Raw genomic sequence first — 15,883 nt, forward strand, 5'->3', positions numbered from 1 at the left:
CCGCCATGACCGTCCTCTTAGCAGCGACGGCGCTGCCCTGCGGGCTGGTGATCGGCCTCCTGCTGGGCGCGCTCGGCGGCGGCGGTTCGATACTCGCGGTGCCGGCGCTGGTCTACCTGATGGGGCAGTCCCCCCACGGGGCGACCGCGGGCGCCCTGGTGGTGGTCGCGGTCGGCGCCGTCGGCGGCCTCCTCTGCCACGCCCGCGCGGGCCGGGTCCGTTGGGTCGCCGGTGCGACGTTCGGCGCCCTGGGGACGGCCGGCAGCTACCTCGGCTCCCGTTGGAGCGCCACCCTGAACGCCGACGTCCTGATGGCGGCGTTCTCGGGGCTGATGCTGGTGGTGGCTGCGGGGATGCTGTGGCGGGATGGTGCGGGCCTGCGCCGGCCTCGGAGAGGGGCGGAGGCGAGGACGGGGGCGATGGGCTCGGTGGAGCCGGTGCCTCCGGCACACCAGGGGGAGCATGCGGTGCCTGATGGCGGCGCCGCCCCCGAGATCGTCACGGGGGCGCCCAACTCCCCGCCCCGCGCGCCCTCATGGCCGCCCCGGGCACGGTCCGACCCGCCCCCGGCGCGCCGCGCACGGCCGCTGCGGACCGTCGTGACCGCCTCGTCCGTGGGGCTGCTCACCGGGTTCTTCGGGGTGGGCGGGGGCTTCGTCGTCGTACCGGCCCTCACCCTCGTCCTCGGCCTGGAGATGCCGGTCGCCGTCGGCACCTCGCTCCTGGTGATACTGCTCAACTCCGCGGCCGCGCTGGCCACTCGGGCCGGCACCGGCTCCCTGGACTGGCCCCTGCTCGCCACCCTGGCGGCCTGCGCCGCGGTCGGCAGCCAACTCGGCAACCGCCTCGCCGGCCGCCTGCGCCCGCGGACCCTCACCGTCTCCTTCGCCGCCCTCGTCACCGTCCTGGCCCTGGCGATGGCGGCCACCACACTGCCCGATCTCTAGCGCCCCGGCGCCCGTATGCCCGGGCCCGGGCACCGCCCCCACCGGGAGCCCACAACTCAACAACGGACAGACCGACAGTCGACGGGACAGCAGACAAGGGCCCAACAGCCCACGCACCAACGGCCAATGGCCCGTAGTGCGCCAGGCCGGCCCCCGTCTACACCTTGACCGCCCCCGTAAACCCCCAACCGACAGGAGACACGCATGACCCGGCCCGCAGCCGACGCGGACCCCGCGCCCGCCACCGCCCCCGTACACCACCAGGTCCTGATCGTCGGCGGAGGCACCGCGGGTATCACCGTCGCCGCCCGGTTGCGCCGCGCCGGCGTCCGGGACGTGGCACTGCTGGAGCCCGCGGAGACGCACTGGTACCAGCCGCTGTGGACCCTGGTCGGCGGCGGTCAGGCGCCGCTGCGGGCCGCGCTGCGCCCCGAGGCCGAGGTCATCCCGCCCGGCGTGCGCTGGCTGCGGGAGCGGGCCACCGCCGTCGACCCCGTGGCCCGTACGGTCACCACCGCCACCGGCCGGGTGTTCTCCTACCGACGGTTGGTGCTGGCGCCCGGTCTGAGCCTGGACTGGGACGGCGTGCCGGGGCTGGCGTCGGCCGTCGGCCACGACGGGGTGAGCAGCAACTACCGGGCCGATCTCGCCCCGTACACCTGGGACCTGATCCGGCGGATGCGGCGCGGCACGGCCGTGTTCACCATGCCGTCGGGGCCGGTCAAGTGCGGTGGCGCGCCGCAGAAGATCGCGTACCTGGCGGCCGACCACTGGCGCAAGCGCGGCGTGCTGGGCGCCATCCGGACCGTTCTCGTCCTCCCGGAGCCGACGCTCTTCAAGGTGCCGGTCTTCGCCCGGACCCTGGAGCAGACCGCCCGCCGCTACGGCATAGAGGTACGGCTGCAGTCCGAACTGACCCGTCTGGACGGCCCGGAGCGCACGGCCGTCCTCACCGACCACACCACCGGCAACACCGAGACGCTCCGCTACGACATGCTCCACGCGGTACCGCCGCAACGCGCCCCGCAGTGGCTCGCCGACGGCCCGCTGGCCGCCCCCGACTCCCCCTACGGGTACGTCAAGGCGGACCCGCACACCCTCCAGAACCCCGATTTTCCGGGGGTGTTCGCCCTAGGGGACGTGGCGCACCTCCCCACGTCCAAGACGGGCGCCGCGGTCCGCAAGCAGGCCCCGGTGGTCGTCGCCAACCTTCTCGCCGGTCTCCGCGGCCGCCCCGCCGCGGCCCGCTACGACGGCTACACCTCCTGCCCGTTGGTGACCGCCCGGCACAAGATGCTGCTGGCCGAGTTCGACTACGACCTCCGGCCCACCCCCTCGTTCCCCTTCCTCGACACCACGAAGGAACGCACCGACATGTGGTTCCTCAAGCGCTACGGCCTGCCGCAGATGTACTTCCAGGGGATGCTGAAGGGGCGGGCGTAGGGGGCTTACGCGGGTGCGGACGGGCTCAGGCGGGCTGAGGCGGGCAGAAGCCGGCCGAGGCGGGCGGAGCCGTTGGCCGGTGGATCCCTTGCGTCTGCTGGTCGTTGGCCGTTGCCCGTTGTGGCCGTTGGCCGTTCGCCTCTGCCGGCTGCCGGCTGCCGCTGGCCGTAAGCGGTGAGCCGTCGGCAGCGAACCCCCGCAGCGACGCGGCCGGCCACGCACCCGACGTGGCCGGCCGCTCCCTACACACCTGGCCCGGTGTCCCGCACCGCCCCGCGGGGAAGGGATCCGCAAGGGGCACCCACACCCCCTAAGGGCCACCCGTAGGGCCCGGCCCCACCCGGCCCCGGCCCCTCCCCCCGCCTACACCCCTTCATCCCCCTCCGCCACGTTCACCACGTCCGCCACCACGCACCCCACGTTGTCCGGCGCCCCCGCCTCGTGGGCGTGGGATATCAGGGCCGCGACGGCCTGTTGGGGGGTGTCCGCGCCGGCGAGCGCCTCCTGGATCGCCTCGGGTGGGACGACGCCGGTGAGCCCGTCGGTGCAGAGCAGATAGCGCTCCCCGGGCCGGGCGTCGAGCAGTTCGAGGTCCGGGGCGAAGTCCTCGGCGGCGTCCAACGAGCGCAGTAGTAGGGCGCGTTGCGGATGCGTCGTCGCCTCCTCGGGGGTGAGCCGGCCCTCGTCGACGAGGGACTGCACCACGCTGTGGTCGTGGGTGATCCGGAACAGCCCGGAGTCCCTGAGGACGTAGGCCCGCGAGTCCCCGATGTGCAGCAGCGCCAACCGGGACCCCGCGCGCAGCAGCGCGGTGAGGGTGCTGCCGGTCGACGCGTCGCCCGTCGGCGCGTCCCGGTGGGCGCGCAGCGCCGCCTCCTCCAGTACGGCCAACAGGTCGGCCGCGAAAGGTTCCTGGTCCTCCAGGGGCTTCAGCGCCTCGATGGCGGCGAGCGCGGCCGGGCCGCCCTGGGGGCCGCAGCCGTCGGCGACCGCCAACAGGTGACGGCCGGCGAAGGCCGCGTCCTGGTTGACGGGGCGCACCAGGCCCCGGTCCGTCAGGGCGGCGCAGCGCAGTGTCAACGGCCCGGCGCCGTCGTGGTGTTCGGTCATCGTGGGGTCCTTCCGCTCCAACTGGTCCACGAGGAAGGCGGCCAGCTCCCTACGGGCGGCGACCTCGACCTCGACCTGCGCCCAGTACGCCGCGACCGCCCCGGCCGCGGCGCCCGGCGCCAACTCGCACACCTCGCGGATGCGGGCCAGCGGCATCCCGAGCCGGCGCAGCCAGGCGACCAGCCGGGCCCGCTCCAACTGGGCCGGGGCGTAGCGCCGGTAGCCACTGTGCGGGTCGACGCGCGCGGGCCTCAGCAGCCCCAGCTCGTCGTAGAGGCGCAGCGCCTTGGGCGAGAGCCGGGACGCCCGTGCGAACGCCCCGATCGTCAGCAACTCCCCGCCCATCGGCGCCCCTTAGCACTCCGGCCTTCCGACCTCCTCGTACCGGGCCCCTCGCCCGGCCCCACCGATGCTGGGCCTTCCCCCAGGGACAAGGTCAACGCACCGGAGACACCCACCCAACGGGCCGGAGGGGCCGCCCCCACTACCGCCCCTCAACCCCGCCCAGCCGGCTCAGCGCCCCCACCGTCATCGCCTGCACGCCCGTGGTGAGCGTCGGCCGGACGACCGGCACGAAGTGGGGCGAGTGGTTGGAGGGGATGTCCTGGGCCAGCCGCCCGGCGGCCAGCGCCGTGCGGAACTCCTCCGGGTCCCAGCCGCCCAGCCACCAGTAGTACAGCGGCGCCCGCGCGGCCGTCGCCAGCAGCCCCGCGTCCTCGCTGCCCGTCGCCGGCTCGTACCGGAACACCCGCTCCGCGCCGAAGAACCGCCTGAAGTCCCCGTTGACGCCCTCCAGTACCGCCGCGTCGTTGACGGTCACCGGGAAGGCGTCGAGGACCTTCGTCTCCGGTTCCCGCGGTGCGCCGGACGCGGCCGCCTCGGCCCGGGCGATCCGGTCGATGGCGGCCAGCACGGCGGTGCGCACGTTCGGGTCGAAGCTGCGGACGCTGACCCGTAGGACGGCGCGGTCCGGGATGACGTTGGCGCTGCTCCCGGCGTGGAACGAGCCGACCGTGACCACCACCTGGTCCTTCGCCGCGGTCTCCCGCGCGACCACCGACTGCACCCGCTGCACGAACGCCGAGGCCATCAGGACCGGGTCCACCGTCGTCTCCGGCCGCGACCCGTGGCCGCCCGACCCGTGGAAGGTGATCTCCAGGCTGTCCGCGGCGGCCATGCACGCGCCCGGACAGTAGGCGATCAACCCCGCGCCGAACGGGGCGACATGCTGCGCCAGCACCACATCGGGCGTGGGCACCAGGCCCCTGCTGTAGAGGCCGTCGTCGAGCATGGCGCGGGCACCGCTGCCGGCCTCCTCGGCCGGCTGGAACAGCACCACCAGCGTTCCCGACCAGCGGTCCCGCCCCGCCGCGAGCAGGTCGGCGGCGCCCAGCAGGCAGGTCACATGGACGTCGTGCCCGCAGGCGTGCATCCGCCCCGGGACGGTGGACGCGTACGGCACGTCCGCGCTCTCGTTCACCGGCAGCGCGTCCATGTCGGCACGCAGCAGCACCACGGGGCTGGGGCCGTTGCGCAGCACCCCGGTGACGCCGGTGCCGCCGATGCCGGTGGTCACGTCGTAGCCGTGCACGGTCAGCCGGCGGGCCACCTCGGCGGCCGTGCGGGTCTCCTGGAACGCGAGTTCGGGGTGGCGGTGGAGGTCTTCGTAGAGCGCCACGAGGTCCGCGAGGCGGGCGTCGAGCGGTTCCAGGACGGACGCGGGGAAGGAGTTGTCGCTGTCGCTCATGGGCGCATTCGACCATGCGCGGCGGCCGCCGTCTGCCCCCTGGCGCCCCCGCGCCGGCCCGCCCGTTCGGCGGCCCGGCGAGAGGCCGCCCACCACGGGAACTCCGCCCCGCGCTGGCCGGTACGCACCGGTCCGGTGCCCCTCCCCCCGTGACACCACCACCCCGCGACTGCAACCGTGGATCACCGTGAACCGTGCCGCGCCTGCGACGTGGCGCGGGCGCCCAAGCCGACGACCGGAGGCTGACGTTGGCCACTTCTCCCACCCGACCGGCGGACGAGCCCGGCGACCTCGCGACCCACCTCATGGACCAGGCCATGGGGCACCTCTTCTCCGCCGCGCTGCGCGCCGCCGCCCACTACCGCATCGCCGACCAGCTCGCCGCCGGCCCGCGCACCCCCGAGCAACTGGCCGTCGCCACCGACACCCACGCCCCGCACCTGCGCCGCGTGCTGCGCTACCTCGCCGCCCGCGGCCTCTTCCGCGAGGACACCTCCGGCGCCTACCAACTGACACCGGCCGCCCAGCAGCTCCGCACCGACGTGCCGGACTCTCTCCACCCGGCCGTCATGATGCTCACCGACGAGCTGTTCCTGCGGACCTCCGCCGGCCTGACCGAGGCGGTGCGGCACGGCGGCGCCGCATTCGAGCGCCTCTTCGGCGCGCCGCTCTTCGCCCACCTGGAGTCGGATCCGGCCAAGCGGGAGCTCTTCGACGACGGGATGGCCTCGCTGGCCGCCCCGGTGGACGACGCGGTGGCCGCCGCCTACCCCTTCCCCGCGACCGGCACCGTCGTCGACGTCGGCGGCGGCCGCGGCGGGCTGCTGCGCGCCGTGCTCCGCCGCCACCCCGCCCTCACCGGCGTCCTCTTCGACCTGGCCCCGCCGCTGGTCCACCACCTGTTGGAGACCGACGACCTGAAGGGCCGCTGGCGCGTCCAGGAGGGCGACTTTTTCGCGGCGGTCCCGGAGGGCGGCGACGTCTACGTCCTCAAACACGTCCTGCACCACTGGCCGGACGACGCCTGCCGCCGCATCCTGCGCACCTGCCGCGCGGCGATGGCCGACGGCCGCCGCCTCCTGGTCGTCGACTGCGTACTGCCGCCCGGCAACGCGCCGCACTTCGGCAAGACGATGGACGTCGCCATGCTGGCCGTCCTCGACGGGCAGGAGCGCAACGCCGACGAGTTCGCCGCGCTGCTGTCGGCCGGCGGCTTCCGCCTGACGCGGGTGCTGCCGACGCCGAGCATCCCCTCCATCATGGAGGCCGTCGCCGACTAGCCGCACGGGCCGTCGAGTTGACCGCCCCGCACCGTCTCCCCGCACCCCACGCTCCACCCCAGGCCGCGCGACACGCCGCACGGGCAGTGCCCCCGGCGCCCCTGCCCTCGCGCTCTACTGAGGGCCCATCCCCAGTGGCCGACGAGAGGGGCGCACGCCACCGTGCCGGTTCTGATGCACGCGCGCAGCCGTGAGGAGGCGCACCGCGCCGCCACCCCGCTGGAGCTGTTCTTCGACCTCTGTTTCGTCGTGGCCGTCGCCCAGGCCGGCCGCCAACTGGTGCACGCCCTGGCCGAGGGCCACCCGGGGCACGGCATCACCGGCTATCTGATGCTGTTCTTCGCCGTGTGGTGGGCCTGGGTCAACTTCAGTTGGTTCTCGTCGGCGTACGACACGGACGACTGGCTGTACCGCGTGGTGACGCTCGTTCAGATCGCCGGGGTGCTGATCCTGGCCGCGGGCGTGCCCCGGGCCTTCACTGCCGGCGACTTCCGCATCGTGTGGTTCGGGTACCTGGTGATGCGGCTGGCCATGGTCAGCCAGTGGCTGCGGGCCGCGCACGACACGCGGGGCACCGAGCGCCGCACCGCCCTGCGTTACGCCCTCGGTGTGACCCTCTGCCAGGTCGGTTGGCTGGCCCTGGTGTTCCTGCCGTCGGTCGACGCCCCGTGGGTGTTCATCGTGATGGGGCTGCTGGAGCTGTCGGTCCCGGCGGCCGCCGAGCGCGAGCGCCAGACGAGCTGGCATCCGCACCACATCGCCGAGCGCTACGGCCTGTTCACCATCATCGTGCTGGGCGAGACGGTCTCCGCGGCGACCGTGGCGGTGCAGTCGGCGCTCGACGAGCACCACGACCTCGGCACCCTGCTGCCGATCGCGGCCGGCGGCCTGCTGCTGGTCTTCGCCGCGTACTGGATCTACTTCGCGGTCCCCATCCACCTCCACCTCCGCTCCAACCGGCAGGCGTTCCTGTGGGGCTACGGCCACTACCTGGTCTTCGGCTCGGCCGCGGCGGTCGGCGCGGGGATCGAGATCGCGGTGGAGCAGTCGGCCGGGCGGGCGCACCTCTCGACGTACGCGGCGGCGGCCTGCTTCACGGTGCCGGGCGCGCTCTACATGTTCACGGTGTGGCTGATCCACTCCCGCCACCAGAAGCGCGGCCTGGCCCAGCAACTGGTGCTGCCGGTCTCCGCCGCGCTCGTCCTGCTGTGCACGTTCGCGGGGGACGCGGCGGTCCCGGCGGCGGGCGTGGCGGCGGCGTTGACGGTCGCGGTGGGCGTCACCCTGACGGCCCGCCAGGGCACCGCTCTGGAGGAGGAGTAGCAACCGCCGGTCGGCCCATCCCGGTTACGGACACGGGGAGTGCGCGGACCACGCCCCGTCCCCCGTAAGCGTGCCGAACGACCGTACGCGCACCCGCCCCGACCACCCGAAAGAACGGCGACGGGGAGCGGCCGACTCCGGCCCCACCACCGATGGCGTCCCACCCAACTCCACTCACCCACACTGGACTTGGGGCACATTCCGGCCAACTTTGCCCGACAACACCAGCCTCTCCACGCCACCCACTACCCCCGCCCGCACGGCCAATCCCCGCATTCCCCTACCAAAGGTCACCCCGGTGTGCGGCGCCATCCCCATGCCCTCTACCGTTCACCACAGTCCGCGGAAGCGGCCTCGCGGGAACGAGGTAGGGTGCAGATTGCCCTTTTTATGCCTGGAGGCTCTGCGGACCCCGCAGTTGCTCACGGGCCGTCCATCCGTCCGTACCTGAGGAGACGCCAGACATGGCAGCCCGCCACGCTCAGTCCCGTGCGCGCAGGAGACTGTCCCGGCGCAGCAAGGCCGTCAGCGGTCTCGCCCTCTCCACGCTCGTCGGCACCGCCCTGTGGGCATGGCCGGCTTCGGGCGACGACCACAGCGGCCGACCGGACGCCAAGAGCGGCACGCCCCGGACGGTGTCCGGCCCGAACACCCCCGGGCCGCACCAGGCCGCGCAGGAGGCCGCCCGCGGCCTGCGCGCCATCCCGGACCTCAGCGACGCCGCCCGCAAGCGCATACCGGCCAACGCCCGCCAGGTCCTGGTCGTCACCGGCAAGAACCCCGACTCGTACGACTCCCGCGTCGTCCTCTACACCCGCGAGGACGGCTCGGACCTGTGGGAGCCCGGCCCCACCTGGGCCGCGCACAACGCCGCCCACGGGTGGACCACCCGCCACCACTACGGCGACCTGCGCTCCCCCCAGGGCGTCTACACCCTCACCGACGCCGGCGGCCGGCTGCCCGCCCCGGAGGGCACCAAGCTGCCCTACGACCACAACAGCAGCTTCGTCGCCCATGGCACCGGCGTCGAGGGCGAGCCGCTGGCCGGCGCCTTCGACTACGTCATCGCCATCAACTACAACCGCGTCCCGGGCACCTCCCCGTTGGACGGCCAGCGTCCCCTCGGCGACGACAAGGGCGGCGGCGTCTGGCTGCACGTCGACCACGACGGCCCCACGCAGGGCTGCGTCAGCCTCAAGCCCGAGGTGATGCGCGAACTGCTGCGCACCCTCGACCCGGCGCTGCACCCGGTCGTCGTGATGGGCCCGGCCGGCCACTGAACGGGGCCGGCGTGGTACGCATGGCCCCATGAGTGACGCGCGGCACCACCAGCGGTCCCCGGGGGACGAGGGCTCCCCTCACCCCCCGGGCCCGCACGACGCCCTGACCGACGTCCCCGGCCTGCGGGTCGGTCACGCCCAGCGCACCGAGGGCGGTTGGCTCACCGGCACCACCGTGGTCCTCGCCCCCGAGGGCGGCGCCGTCGCGGCGGTCGACGTGCGCGGCGGTGGCCCGGGCACCCGGGAGACCGACGCCCTCGACCCCCGCAACCTCGTCCAGCGCATCGAGGCCGTGGTGCTGACCGGCGGCTCCGCGTACGGTCTTGACGCCGCGTCCGGTGTCACCGCCTGGCTGGAGGAGCAGGGCCGCGGCTTCCGCGTCGGCCCCGATCCGGCCCAGGTCGTCCCCGTCGTGCCCGCCGCCGCCCTCTTCGACCTGGGCCGCGGCGGCGACTGGCGGGCCCGCCCGGACGCCGCGTTGGGCCGCGCGGCAGTCGAGGACGCCGCCCGCACGCGCCCCGGATCGCCCGTCCCCCAGGGCAACGTGGGCGCCGGCACCGGCGCGGTCTCGGGCGGCTTCAAGGGCGCCATCGGCACGGCCAGCGCCGTCCTGCCCTCCGGGATAGCGGTCGCCGCGCTGGCCGCCGTCAACGCCGCGGGCTCGTTCGCCGACCCACACACCGGCGCCCTCTACGGCGCACCCGGCGCCCTCCCTGCGCCCGAGGTGCACGCGGCCGCCCGACGCCACCTCGCGGAGGCCCGGGCGACATCCGCCGCCCGCTCCGCCGCCTCGGTGCGCCCGCCCCTCAACACCACCCTCGCGGTGGTGGCCACGGACGCCGTCCTGACCCGCGCCCAGGCCCACAAGTTGGCGGGCACCGCCCACGACGGCCTGGCCCGTGCCCTGCGGCCCGCGCACCTCCTCAACGACGGGGACACGGTCTTCGCCCTCGCCACCGGTGCCCGCCCGCTCGCCGACCTGGAGGCCCTGGCCGACCCGGCGTTCGGCGTGCACCTGGAGGCCGGCGCCCTCAACGACATCCTCGCGACCGGTGCCGACGTCCTGGCGCGCGCCATCGTCAAGGGTGCGCTCTCGGCGACCTCGGTGGACGGTCCCGGGGGCGTCTTCCCCTCTTACACCGAGTTGTACGGCGCGTGACGGTTGGTTAGTTCGTCTCTCGCCTTCGCGGTCGTTTCGCTGCTCGCTGCCTTTCTCCTGCCTTGTGCGCCGCCGCCTCCTCTTATCCGGCAACGAACGTGGGGTGGTGGGGAGTTCCGGATTCCGTTACGGATTGTAGTTGTACGGGTGGGCACCGTGACAGGGGTGGGGATGGAGTGGGGATGATGGGGATGGAGATGGGGGCAGTGGGGGGTCGGAGTCAGGCGCCGGTGGCGCCTAGGAGGGTGCCGGCCACGTAGGTGACGGCCATGGCCAGGGCGCCGCCGGCGACGTTGCGGAGGACCGCCGGGGTCACGGGTGCGGAGCCCAGGCGGGCGCTGCTCCACCCGCACAGGGTCAGCGCCGCCAGGACCGCGACCACCGTGATCCACAGCCGCTGTCCGGCTCCCGGCAGCACGATGGCCAGCAGCGGCAGCAGGGCGCCCACCGTGAAGGCGAGGAAGCTGGCGCCCGCCGCGTGCCAGGGGTTGGTGAGGTCGTCGGGGTCGATGCCGAGTTCGACCTCGGCGTGCGCGCGCAGGGCGTCGTGCTCGGTGAGTTCGGCGGCGACCTCGCGGGCGAGTTCGGGGCGCAGGCCCTTGCCCTCCAAGAGCTCGGTCAGTTCGGCGAGTTCGGCCTGGGGTTCGGTGGCCAGTTCGCGCTTCTCCAGGGCCAGTGCGGCCTTCTCGGAGTCGCGTTGGGTGGAGACCGAGACGTACTCGCCGGCCGCCATCGACATCGATCCGGCCAGCAGGCCGGCGAGTCCGGCGGTGAGGAGGGCGGAGCGCGAGTCGGTGGCGCCGGCGACGCCGACGACCAGGCCCGCCGTGGAGACCACCCCGTCGTTGGCGCCGAGGACCGCTGCCCGCAGCCAGTTGAGGCGGCTGCCGAGCCCGCCGCCGTGCGCCTCGTCGTGCTCGGGTGTCTGTAGGGTCACCGGCCGAGCGTCTCATCCGGGTGTCGGCGTCGGGGTGAGCTGCCATCCGGAGCCCGCGCGTCGTGCCGGCGCGGCCGGTGGTAGAAACGGCCGTATGTCCGCATCGCCTCCCCCCACACCACCGCCGTCGAGGCCCCGTCGGCGTTCCGCTCCGCCGTCGGGTGCCAAGTCGCCGCCCCCGCCACCCACGTTGGTGCAGCCGGCGCCGCCCGAACCCGGGCCCGTGCCCCCGCCCGCCCGCATGGAGCCCGTGCGGCGGCAGCGGTTGTGGTGGCACCGGTTGATATTCGGGCTCTGGTACCGGCCGGTGGACATCTTCGACGAGGCGCGGGACCGCAGCGCGTGGAGCGCGGCGGTGCTGCTGTGTCTGGTCAGCGGCGGGATCGGGATCATCTCGGTGGCGCCGTTCCGGGCGCAGTGGACGGCGGACCGTTCGGCGGCGCTCCAGTTGGTGGGGATGGCCGAGGCGGGGGTGCTGTTCGCCAGTTTGGGGCTGGGGGCGGTGACCCACGCGATAGCGCGGACCCTCGGGGGCAACGGGCGGTTCGCGCCGACCGCGAGCATGTTCGTGGTGGTCTTCTGGGTGACGGATCTGCCGCGGTTGGGGATCGCGGCCTGGCTGCCGGCGCATTCGACGTTCGTCCAGGCCGCGACGTGGACGACCTGGGGGTTCGGCTACTTCCTGGCGGTGTTGCTGATACGTGGTCAGCATCATCTGCCGACGCACAAGTCGGCGGCCGCGGTGTCGGTGCAGATGTTGGCGGCGTTGGCGCTGTTGAAGTTGGGGCCGGTGCGCTGAGTTGGGGCGTGGTTGTGCTGAAGGGGGGCGCTCGGGAGGGGGTGCCCCCCGAGCGCGTTTCCGGGCGCCGACGCCGGCGCGGTGCCCGGGGGACCGTCGGTCCGTCAGTGGGTCAGCTGCGGCTGGTGAGTTGCCGGACGAGGTCGTCGAAGGCCCGGCGTTCGTCGGGGGTGAGCTCGACGTTCTCCGCGGGCGGTCCGCCGGGGCCGGTCTGGCGGGGTACCGCGTCGAGCCGGGCCCGGGACCGTCGCGAGCGCGGGCGGCCCGGAGCGGCGGCGGGGTGGTGCCCGGGCCGGGCCAGTCTGATCAGGCCGACTGCCCAGAGGACGACGACGACCAGCAGAACGCCTAGGCCGATCTGCTGGAGAATCGATACGGAGGGGAGCATGCTGTTCCTCCCGAACAAGTGGGCGCTGGGCAAGGCCCAGTAGACACCACGCGTCACGGCTTCCGACAGGGGATCTTGGGTCGTAAATCCCGAAGTGGCGTATCTCCCGTGATATTTCCCGGTTTTTCCGGCTGCACACGCGGGACGTGGGTCGATATGCGTCGGCACGCATGGCGCACGGCCCGCGTGCGTTCCCTTTCGACGCCACCGGCCGCACCGGCCACTCGGGCAACTCCCGTTAGACACCGCGGCCCCTTCCCCGGCGGCGGACGGTCGCGAACGATGGCGGCGTCCCGTCCGCGACGCGAGGAGTGCGCCCGTGCCCCAGTCCGAGCCCAAGCCGTTCCGCCGGACCCCCGCCCCGCGCGCCCTGGAGGGCGTGCTGGTGGCCGACTTCAGCCGGGTGCTGGCCGGTCCGCTCGCCGCGGCGACGCTCGCCGATCTCGGTGCCGAGGTCATCAAGGTCGAGCGGCCGGGCGCCGGTGACGACACGCGTTCCTGGGGTCCGCCGTTCGTCGCGGGCACCGCCGCGTACTTCGATGCCGCGAACCGCTCCAAGCGCGGCCTGGCGCTCGATCTGGGCGATCCGGCGGACGCGGCCGCGGCCCGGGAGTTGGCGCGGCGGGCGGACGTGGTGATCGAGAACTTCCGGCCGGGGTCGCTCGCCAAGTACGGGCTGGATCCGGCGGCCACGTTGGCGGCGCATCCGGGGCTGGTGCACTGCACGATCACCGGGTTCGGTTCGGGTGCGGGTGCGGCGCTGCCCGGTTACGACTTCGTGGTGCAGGCGGTGGGCGGGTTGATGAGCATCACCGGGGAGTCGGGTGGGACGCCGGTGAAGGCGGGGGTGGCGCTGGTGGACGTGTTGACCGCCAAGGACGCGGCGACCGGGATCCTGGCGGCGCTGCGGCACCGGGAGCGGACCGGCCAGGGGCAGGCGGTGGAGGTCAATCTGTTGTCGTCGCTGCTGGGGTCGCTGGTGAATCAGGCGTCCGGCCATCTGGCGACGGGGCGCGACCCGGTCCCGATGGGCAATCGGCATCCGAGCATCGCCCCGTACGAGACGTTGGCCGCGCGGGGCGGGTTGTTGGCCGTGGCGGTGGGCAACGACCGTCAGTTCCGGGCGTTGGTGGAGGAGCTGGGGGTGCCGGAGCTGGCGGACGACGTGCGGTTCCGGCGGAATCGGGACCGGGTGCGGCACCGTACGGACCTGGTCGAGGCGCTGGAGGAGCGGCTGGCCGCGGACACCCCGCGGGGGTGGACGGAGCGGTTGGCGGCGGTGTCGGTGCCGTGCGGGCCGGTCAACAGCCTGTCGGAGGCGCTGGAGTTGGCGGGGCGGTTGGGGCTGGATCCGGTGGTCCCGGTCGGGGAGGGGCGCGTTCCCCAAGTCGCCAGCCCCTTGCGCCTGTCGGTGACTCCGGTGACCCAACCCACGGCGCCGCCCCGCCTGGACGAGGACGGCGTGGCGCTGCGAACCTGGCTGTCGGGGCCGAATGACCGACCCCTGCCGCCAAGAGTGTGACCTTCGCCACAAGAAGGTCGTTCTCGCAACCAAATCCACCCGTAGGTGCTGTTTACCAGCACGGAATCACAACACCCCTGTATGGAGCAGCTCGTGACATCGCCGGACAACCCCGCGCCCGCCCAGTCCCGCACCGCCCACCAGCCGCTCCAGTCCGAGCTGCGGGACGCCGCCGCACCGCGTCGCACCCGCCGGATGCGCCGCACCCTCGCCGTCACCGCCCTGCTCGCGGCGGGTGCGTTGTCCCTGTCCGCCTGCGGTGGCAGCGCCGAGGCGGGCGGCCAGGGCGACGGCAAGAACGGGCAGGCCGGCGCGGACGCCGCGGCCGCCAAGGACGCCTCGGACGCCAAGATCCAGGTCTCGTCGAAGGACGGCGCCACCGACGCCAGCATCAACGACACGGGAGTGAAGGTCACCGGCGGCAAGTTGACGGACGTGAAGCTCACGGCCGTCGACACCGGCAAGGACGTCGCCGGCGCCATATCGCAGGACGGCACGTCCTGGAAGCCGAGCGCGCAGCTCGACCGCGGCGCCAAGTACAAGATCGTGGCCAACGCCAAGGACGCCAAGGGTCGTCCGGCGACCGAGAACGCGACGTTCACCACGGTCTCGTCGGCCCACAGCTTCATCGGCTCGTTCACGCCCGACAACGGCAAGACGGTCGGCGTCGGCATGCCGGTGTCGTTCAACTTCGACAAGTCGATCAGCAACCGCAAGGAGGTCCAGTCCCACATCACGGTGACCTCCAGCAGCGGCCAGCAGGTCGTCGGCCACTGGTTCGGCGACCGGCGGCTGGACTTCCGTCCCGAGGACTACTGGAAGGCCGGCTCCAAGGTCACCATGAAGATCGACCTGGACGGGGTGAAGGGCGGCCAGGGCATCACGGGCGTGCAGTCCAAGACGGTGTCGTTCACCATCGGGCGCTCGCAGGTCTCCACGGTGGACATGAACACCCAGATGATGACCATCAAGCAGGACGGCAAGGTCGTCAAGACCATCCCGATCTCCGGCGGTAGCGCGGACCACCCGACGTACAACGGCCAGATGGTGATCTCGGAGAAGTACGAGCAGACCCGGATGGACGGTTCGACGGTCGGCTTCGGCGGCGAGTACGACATCAAGGACGTCCCGCACGCCATGCGGCTGTCCTCGTCGGGCACGTTCATACACGGCAACTACTGGGGCAGCCCGTCGATCTTCGGCCACTCCGGGACGAGCCACGGCTGCGTCGGCCTCCAGGACAACAAGGGCGGCGGCGGCAGCACCCCGGCCAAGTGGTTCTACGAGAACTCCCTGGTCGGCGACGTGGTGATCGTGCAGAACTCCAAGGACAAGACCGTCCAGCCGGACAACGGCCTCAACGGCTGGAACATGTCCTGGTCGCAGTGGACGGCGGGCAGCGCCTCCTGACGGCCGTCCGGGACCGCTGACGACGCACCGAGGCGGTGACCGTTCCCCAACCGGGGGCGGTCACCGCCTCGTCGGCTATACGGGCGCCGACGGGGGCCGCTGCCCCCTGGGGTGCACCAGTTCCAGCACTCCCCCGATGCTCTCCTCGCCGTGGCCGTCCGCGACCCGCCGCCTCATCAACTCCCAGAGCGGGGCGAACAGTTCGGTGGACACGCCCTGGGCCCGGCTGACCCCGCCGATGGCGTCGTGCGACACCTGCATGGCGAGGTTCGATCCGGTGGCACCGTAATTCCCCGCGTCCGCCTGTTCCGCCATCGCCGGCAATTGACTGTCGGCCATCGCCCGCAGCCACGGCACCAGCAACTCCCGGGTGAATTCCGCGACGTTTCCGCCGGCCGATCGCACCAACCCGGCGGCGTGCAGAAAACCGCCGAACATGCCGTGAGCCTTTTTCACGTGTAGATCATGAGGGTGAGGATGGCTGCGGCGACTGACGTGAGCTTGTTCGGGCTGATGCGGGCGTGGCGGAAGATCCGCC

14 protein-coding genes are annotated in these 15,883 nt (G+C 73.3%); 9 read left to right on the forward strand and 5 right to left on the reverse strand.

The genetic code is table 11. The annotated features are described in order from the left end of the window. Window positions 1–5 precede the first annotated feature (5 nt). Together ACIQU6_RS14975 and ACIQU6_RS14980 are read left to right on the forward strand one after the other, a co-directional pair. Entirely contained in the window at window positions 6–947 is a 942-nt protein-coding gene (locus ACIQU6_RS14975; protein ID WP_403482028.1) for a sulfite exporter TauE/SafE family protein, read from the forward strand. A gap of 204 nt (window positions 948–1,151) precedes the next feature. Then, window positions 1,152–2,390 carry an FAD-dependent oxidoreductase gene (locus ACIQU6_RS14980; protein ID WP_403482029.1) on the forward strand — a complete coding sequence of 413 codons (1,239 nt, stop codon included), beginning with the start codon at window positions 1,152–1,154 and terminating at the stop codon, window positions 2,388–2,390. A 363-nt stretch (window positions 2,391–2,753) separates the two neighbouring features. Here ACIQU6_RS14980 and ACIQU6_RS14985 read toward each other — a convergent pair whose 3' ends face one another. Together ACIQU6_RS14985 and ACIQU6_RS14990 are read right to left on the reverse strand one after the other, a co-directional pair. Beyond that, a complete protein-coding gene (locus ACIQU6_RS14985) occupies window positions 2,754–3,845 on the reverse strand; it encodes a MerR family transcriptional regulator (protein ID WP_403482030.1) in 1,092 nt (363 codons plus the stop codon). A gap of 139 nt (window positions 3,846–3,984) precedes the next feature. Continuing rightward, complete coding sequence (locus ACIQU6_RS14990; RefSeq protein ID WP_403482031.1) at window positions 3,985–5,247, reverse strand: amidohydrolase; 1,263 nt, start codon at window positions 5,245–5,247, stop codon at window positions 3,985–3,987. Between the two features lie 248 nt (window positions 5,248–5,495). Between ACIQU6_RS14990 and ACIQU6_RS14995 the strand changes: the two genes are divergently transcribed. From ACIQU6_RS14995 to ACIQU6_RS15010, 4 genes are all read left to right on the forward strand, one after another. After that, complete coding sequence (locus ACIQU6_RS14995) at window positions 5,496–6,527, forward strand: methyltransferase (protein WP_403482032.1); 1,032 nt, start codon at window positions 5,496–5,498, stop codon at window positions 6,525–6,527. Between the two features lie 174 nt (window positions 6,528–6,701). Further along, window positions 6,702–7,850, forward strand: a complete 1,149-nt coding sequence (locus ACIQU6_RS15000) for a low temperature requirement protein A (protein ID WP_403482033.1) — start codon at window positions 6,702–6,704, stop codon at window positions 7,848–7,850. A 464-nt stretch (window positions 7,851–8,314) separates the two neighbouring features. Beyond that, the gene (locus ACIQU6_RS15005) at window positions 8,315–9,130 is read left to right on the forward strand and encodes a L,D-transpeptidase family protein (protein WP_403482034.1); all 816 of its coding nucleotides are present in this window, start codon (window positions 8,315–8,317) and stop codon (window positions 9,128–9,130) included. A 28-nt stretch (window positions 9,131–9,158) separates the two neighbouring features. Next, on the forward strand, window positions 9,159–10,289 hold the full coding sequence (locus ACIQU6_RS15010; protein WP_403482035.1) for a P1 family peptidase: 1,131 nt from the start codon (window positions 9,159–9,161) through the stop codon (window positions 10,287–10,289). 220 nt (window positions 10,290–10,509) lie between these two features. Here ACIQU6_RS15010 and ACIQU6_RS15015 read toward each other — a convergent pair whose 3' ends face one another. Continuing rightward, window positions 10,510–11,226 (reverse strand): VIT family protein, encoded by a 717-nt coding sequence (locus ACIQU6_RS15015; protein WP_403482036.1) that lies wholly within the window; start codon window positions 11,224–11,226, stop codon window positions 10,510–10,512. A gap of 223 nt (window positions 11,227–11,449) precedes the next feature. Between ACIQU6_RS15015 and ACIQU6_RS15020 the strand changes: the two genes are divergently transcribed. Further along, window positions 11,450–12,025, forward strand: a complete 576-nt coding sequence (locus ACIQU6_RS15020) for a Yip1 family protein (protein WP_403482037.1) — start codon at window positions 11,450–11,452, stop codon at window positions 12,023–12,025. 112 nt (window positions 12,026–12,137) lie between these two features. On the opposite strand, the gene ACIQU6_RS15025 is transcribed toward ACIQU6_RS15020, so the two are convergent. After that, on the reverse strand, window positions 12,138–12,413 hold the full coding sequence (locus ACIQU6_RS15025; protein ID WP_403482038.1) for a hypothetical protein: 276 nt from the start codon (window positions 12,411–12,413) through the stop codon (window positions 12,138–12,140). Between the two features lie 319 nt (window positions 12,414–12,732). On the opposite strand from ACIQU6_RS15025, the gene ACIQU6_RS15030 reads away from it, so the two are divergent. Further along, window positions 12,733–13,935: a CaiB/BaiF CoA transferase family protein gene (locus tag ACIQU6_RS15030; protein ID WP_403482039.1), complete on the forward strand. Its 1,203-nt coding sequence runs from the start codon at window positions 12,733–12,735 to the stop codon at window positions 13,933–13,935. A gap of 81 nt (window positions 13,936–14,016) precedes the next feature. Then, the gene (locus tag ACIQU6_RS15035) at window positions 14,017–15,345 is read left to right on the forward strand and encodes an Ig-like domain-containing protein (RefSeq protein WP_403482040.1); all 1,329 of its coding nucleotides are present in this window, start codon (window positions 14,017–14,019) and stop codon (window positions 15,343–15,345) included. Between the two features lie 75 nt (window positions 15,346–15,420). Here the strand turns inward: ACIQU6_RS15035 and ACIQU6_RS15040 are convergent, their stop codons facing one another. Then, entirely contained in the window at window positions 15,421–15,801 is a 381-nt protein-coding gene (locus ACIQU6_RS15040; protein ID WP_403482041.1) for a hypothetical protein, read from the reverse strand. Between the last annotated feature and the right edge of the window lie 82 nt (window positions 15,802–15,883).

Source organism: Streptomyces sp. NPDC090442, from assembly GCF_044769405.1.
GTDB lineage: Bacteria > Actinomycetota > Actinomycetes > Streptomycetales > Streptomycetaceae > Streptomyces.

Bases quoted from the DNA above. Each gene is read 5' to 3' on its own strand.
- ACIQU6_RS14975 (WP_403482028.1), top strand. From the start codon at position 6: ATGACCGTCCTCTTAGCAGCGACGGCGCTGCCCTGCGGGCTGGTGATC.
- ACIQU6_RS14980 (WP_403482029.1), top strand. From the start codon at position 1,152: ATGACCCGGCCCGCAGCCGACGCGGACCCCGCGCCCGCCACCGCCCCC.
- ACIQU6_RS14985 (WP_403482030.1), bottom strand. From the start codon at position 3,845: ATGGGCGGGGAGTTGCTGACGATCGGGGCGTTCGCACGGGCGTCCCGG.
- ACIQU6_RS14990 (WP_403482031.1), bottom strand. From the start codon at position 5,247: ATGAGCGACAGCGACAACTCCTTCCCCGCGTCCGTCCTGGAACCGCTC.
- ACIQU6_RS15000 (WP_403482033.1), top strand. From the start codon at position 6,702: ATGCACGCGCGCAGCCGTGAGGAGGCGCACCGCGCCGCCACCCCGCTG.
- ACIQU6_RS15005 (WP_403482034.1), top strand. From the start codon at position 8,315: ATGGCAGCCCGCCACGCTCAGTCCCGTGCGCGCAGGAGACTGTCCCGG.
- ACIQU6_RS15010 (WP_403482035.1), top strand. From the start codon at position 9,159: ATGAGTGACGCGCGGCACCACCAGCGGTCCCCGGGGGACGAGGGCTCC.
- ACIQU6_RS15025 (WP_403482038.1), bottom strand. From the start codon at position 12,413: ATGCTCCCCTCCGTATCGATTCTCCAGCAGATCGGCCTAGGCGTTCTG.
- ACIQU6_RS15035 (WP_403482040.1), top strand. From the start codon at position 14,017: ATGGAGCAGCTCGTGACATCGCCGGACAACCCCGCGCCCGCCCAGTCC.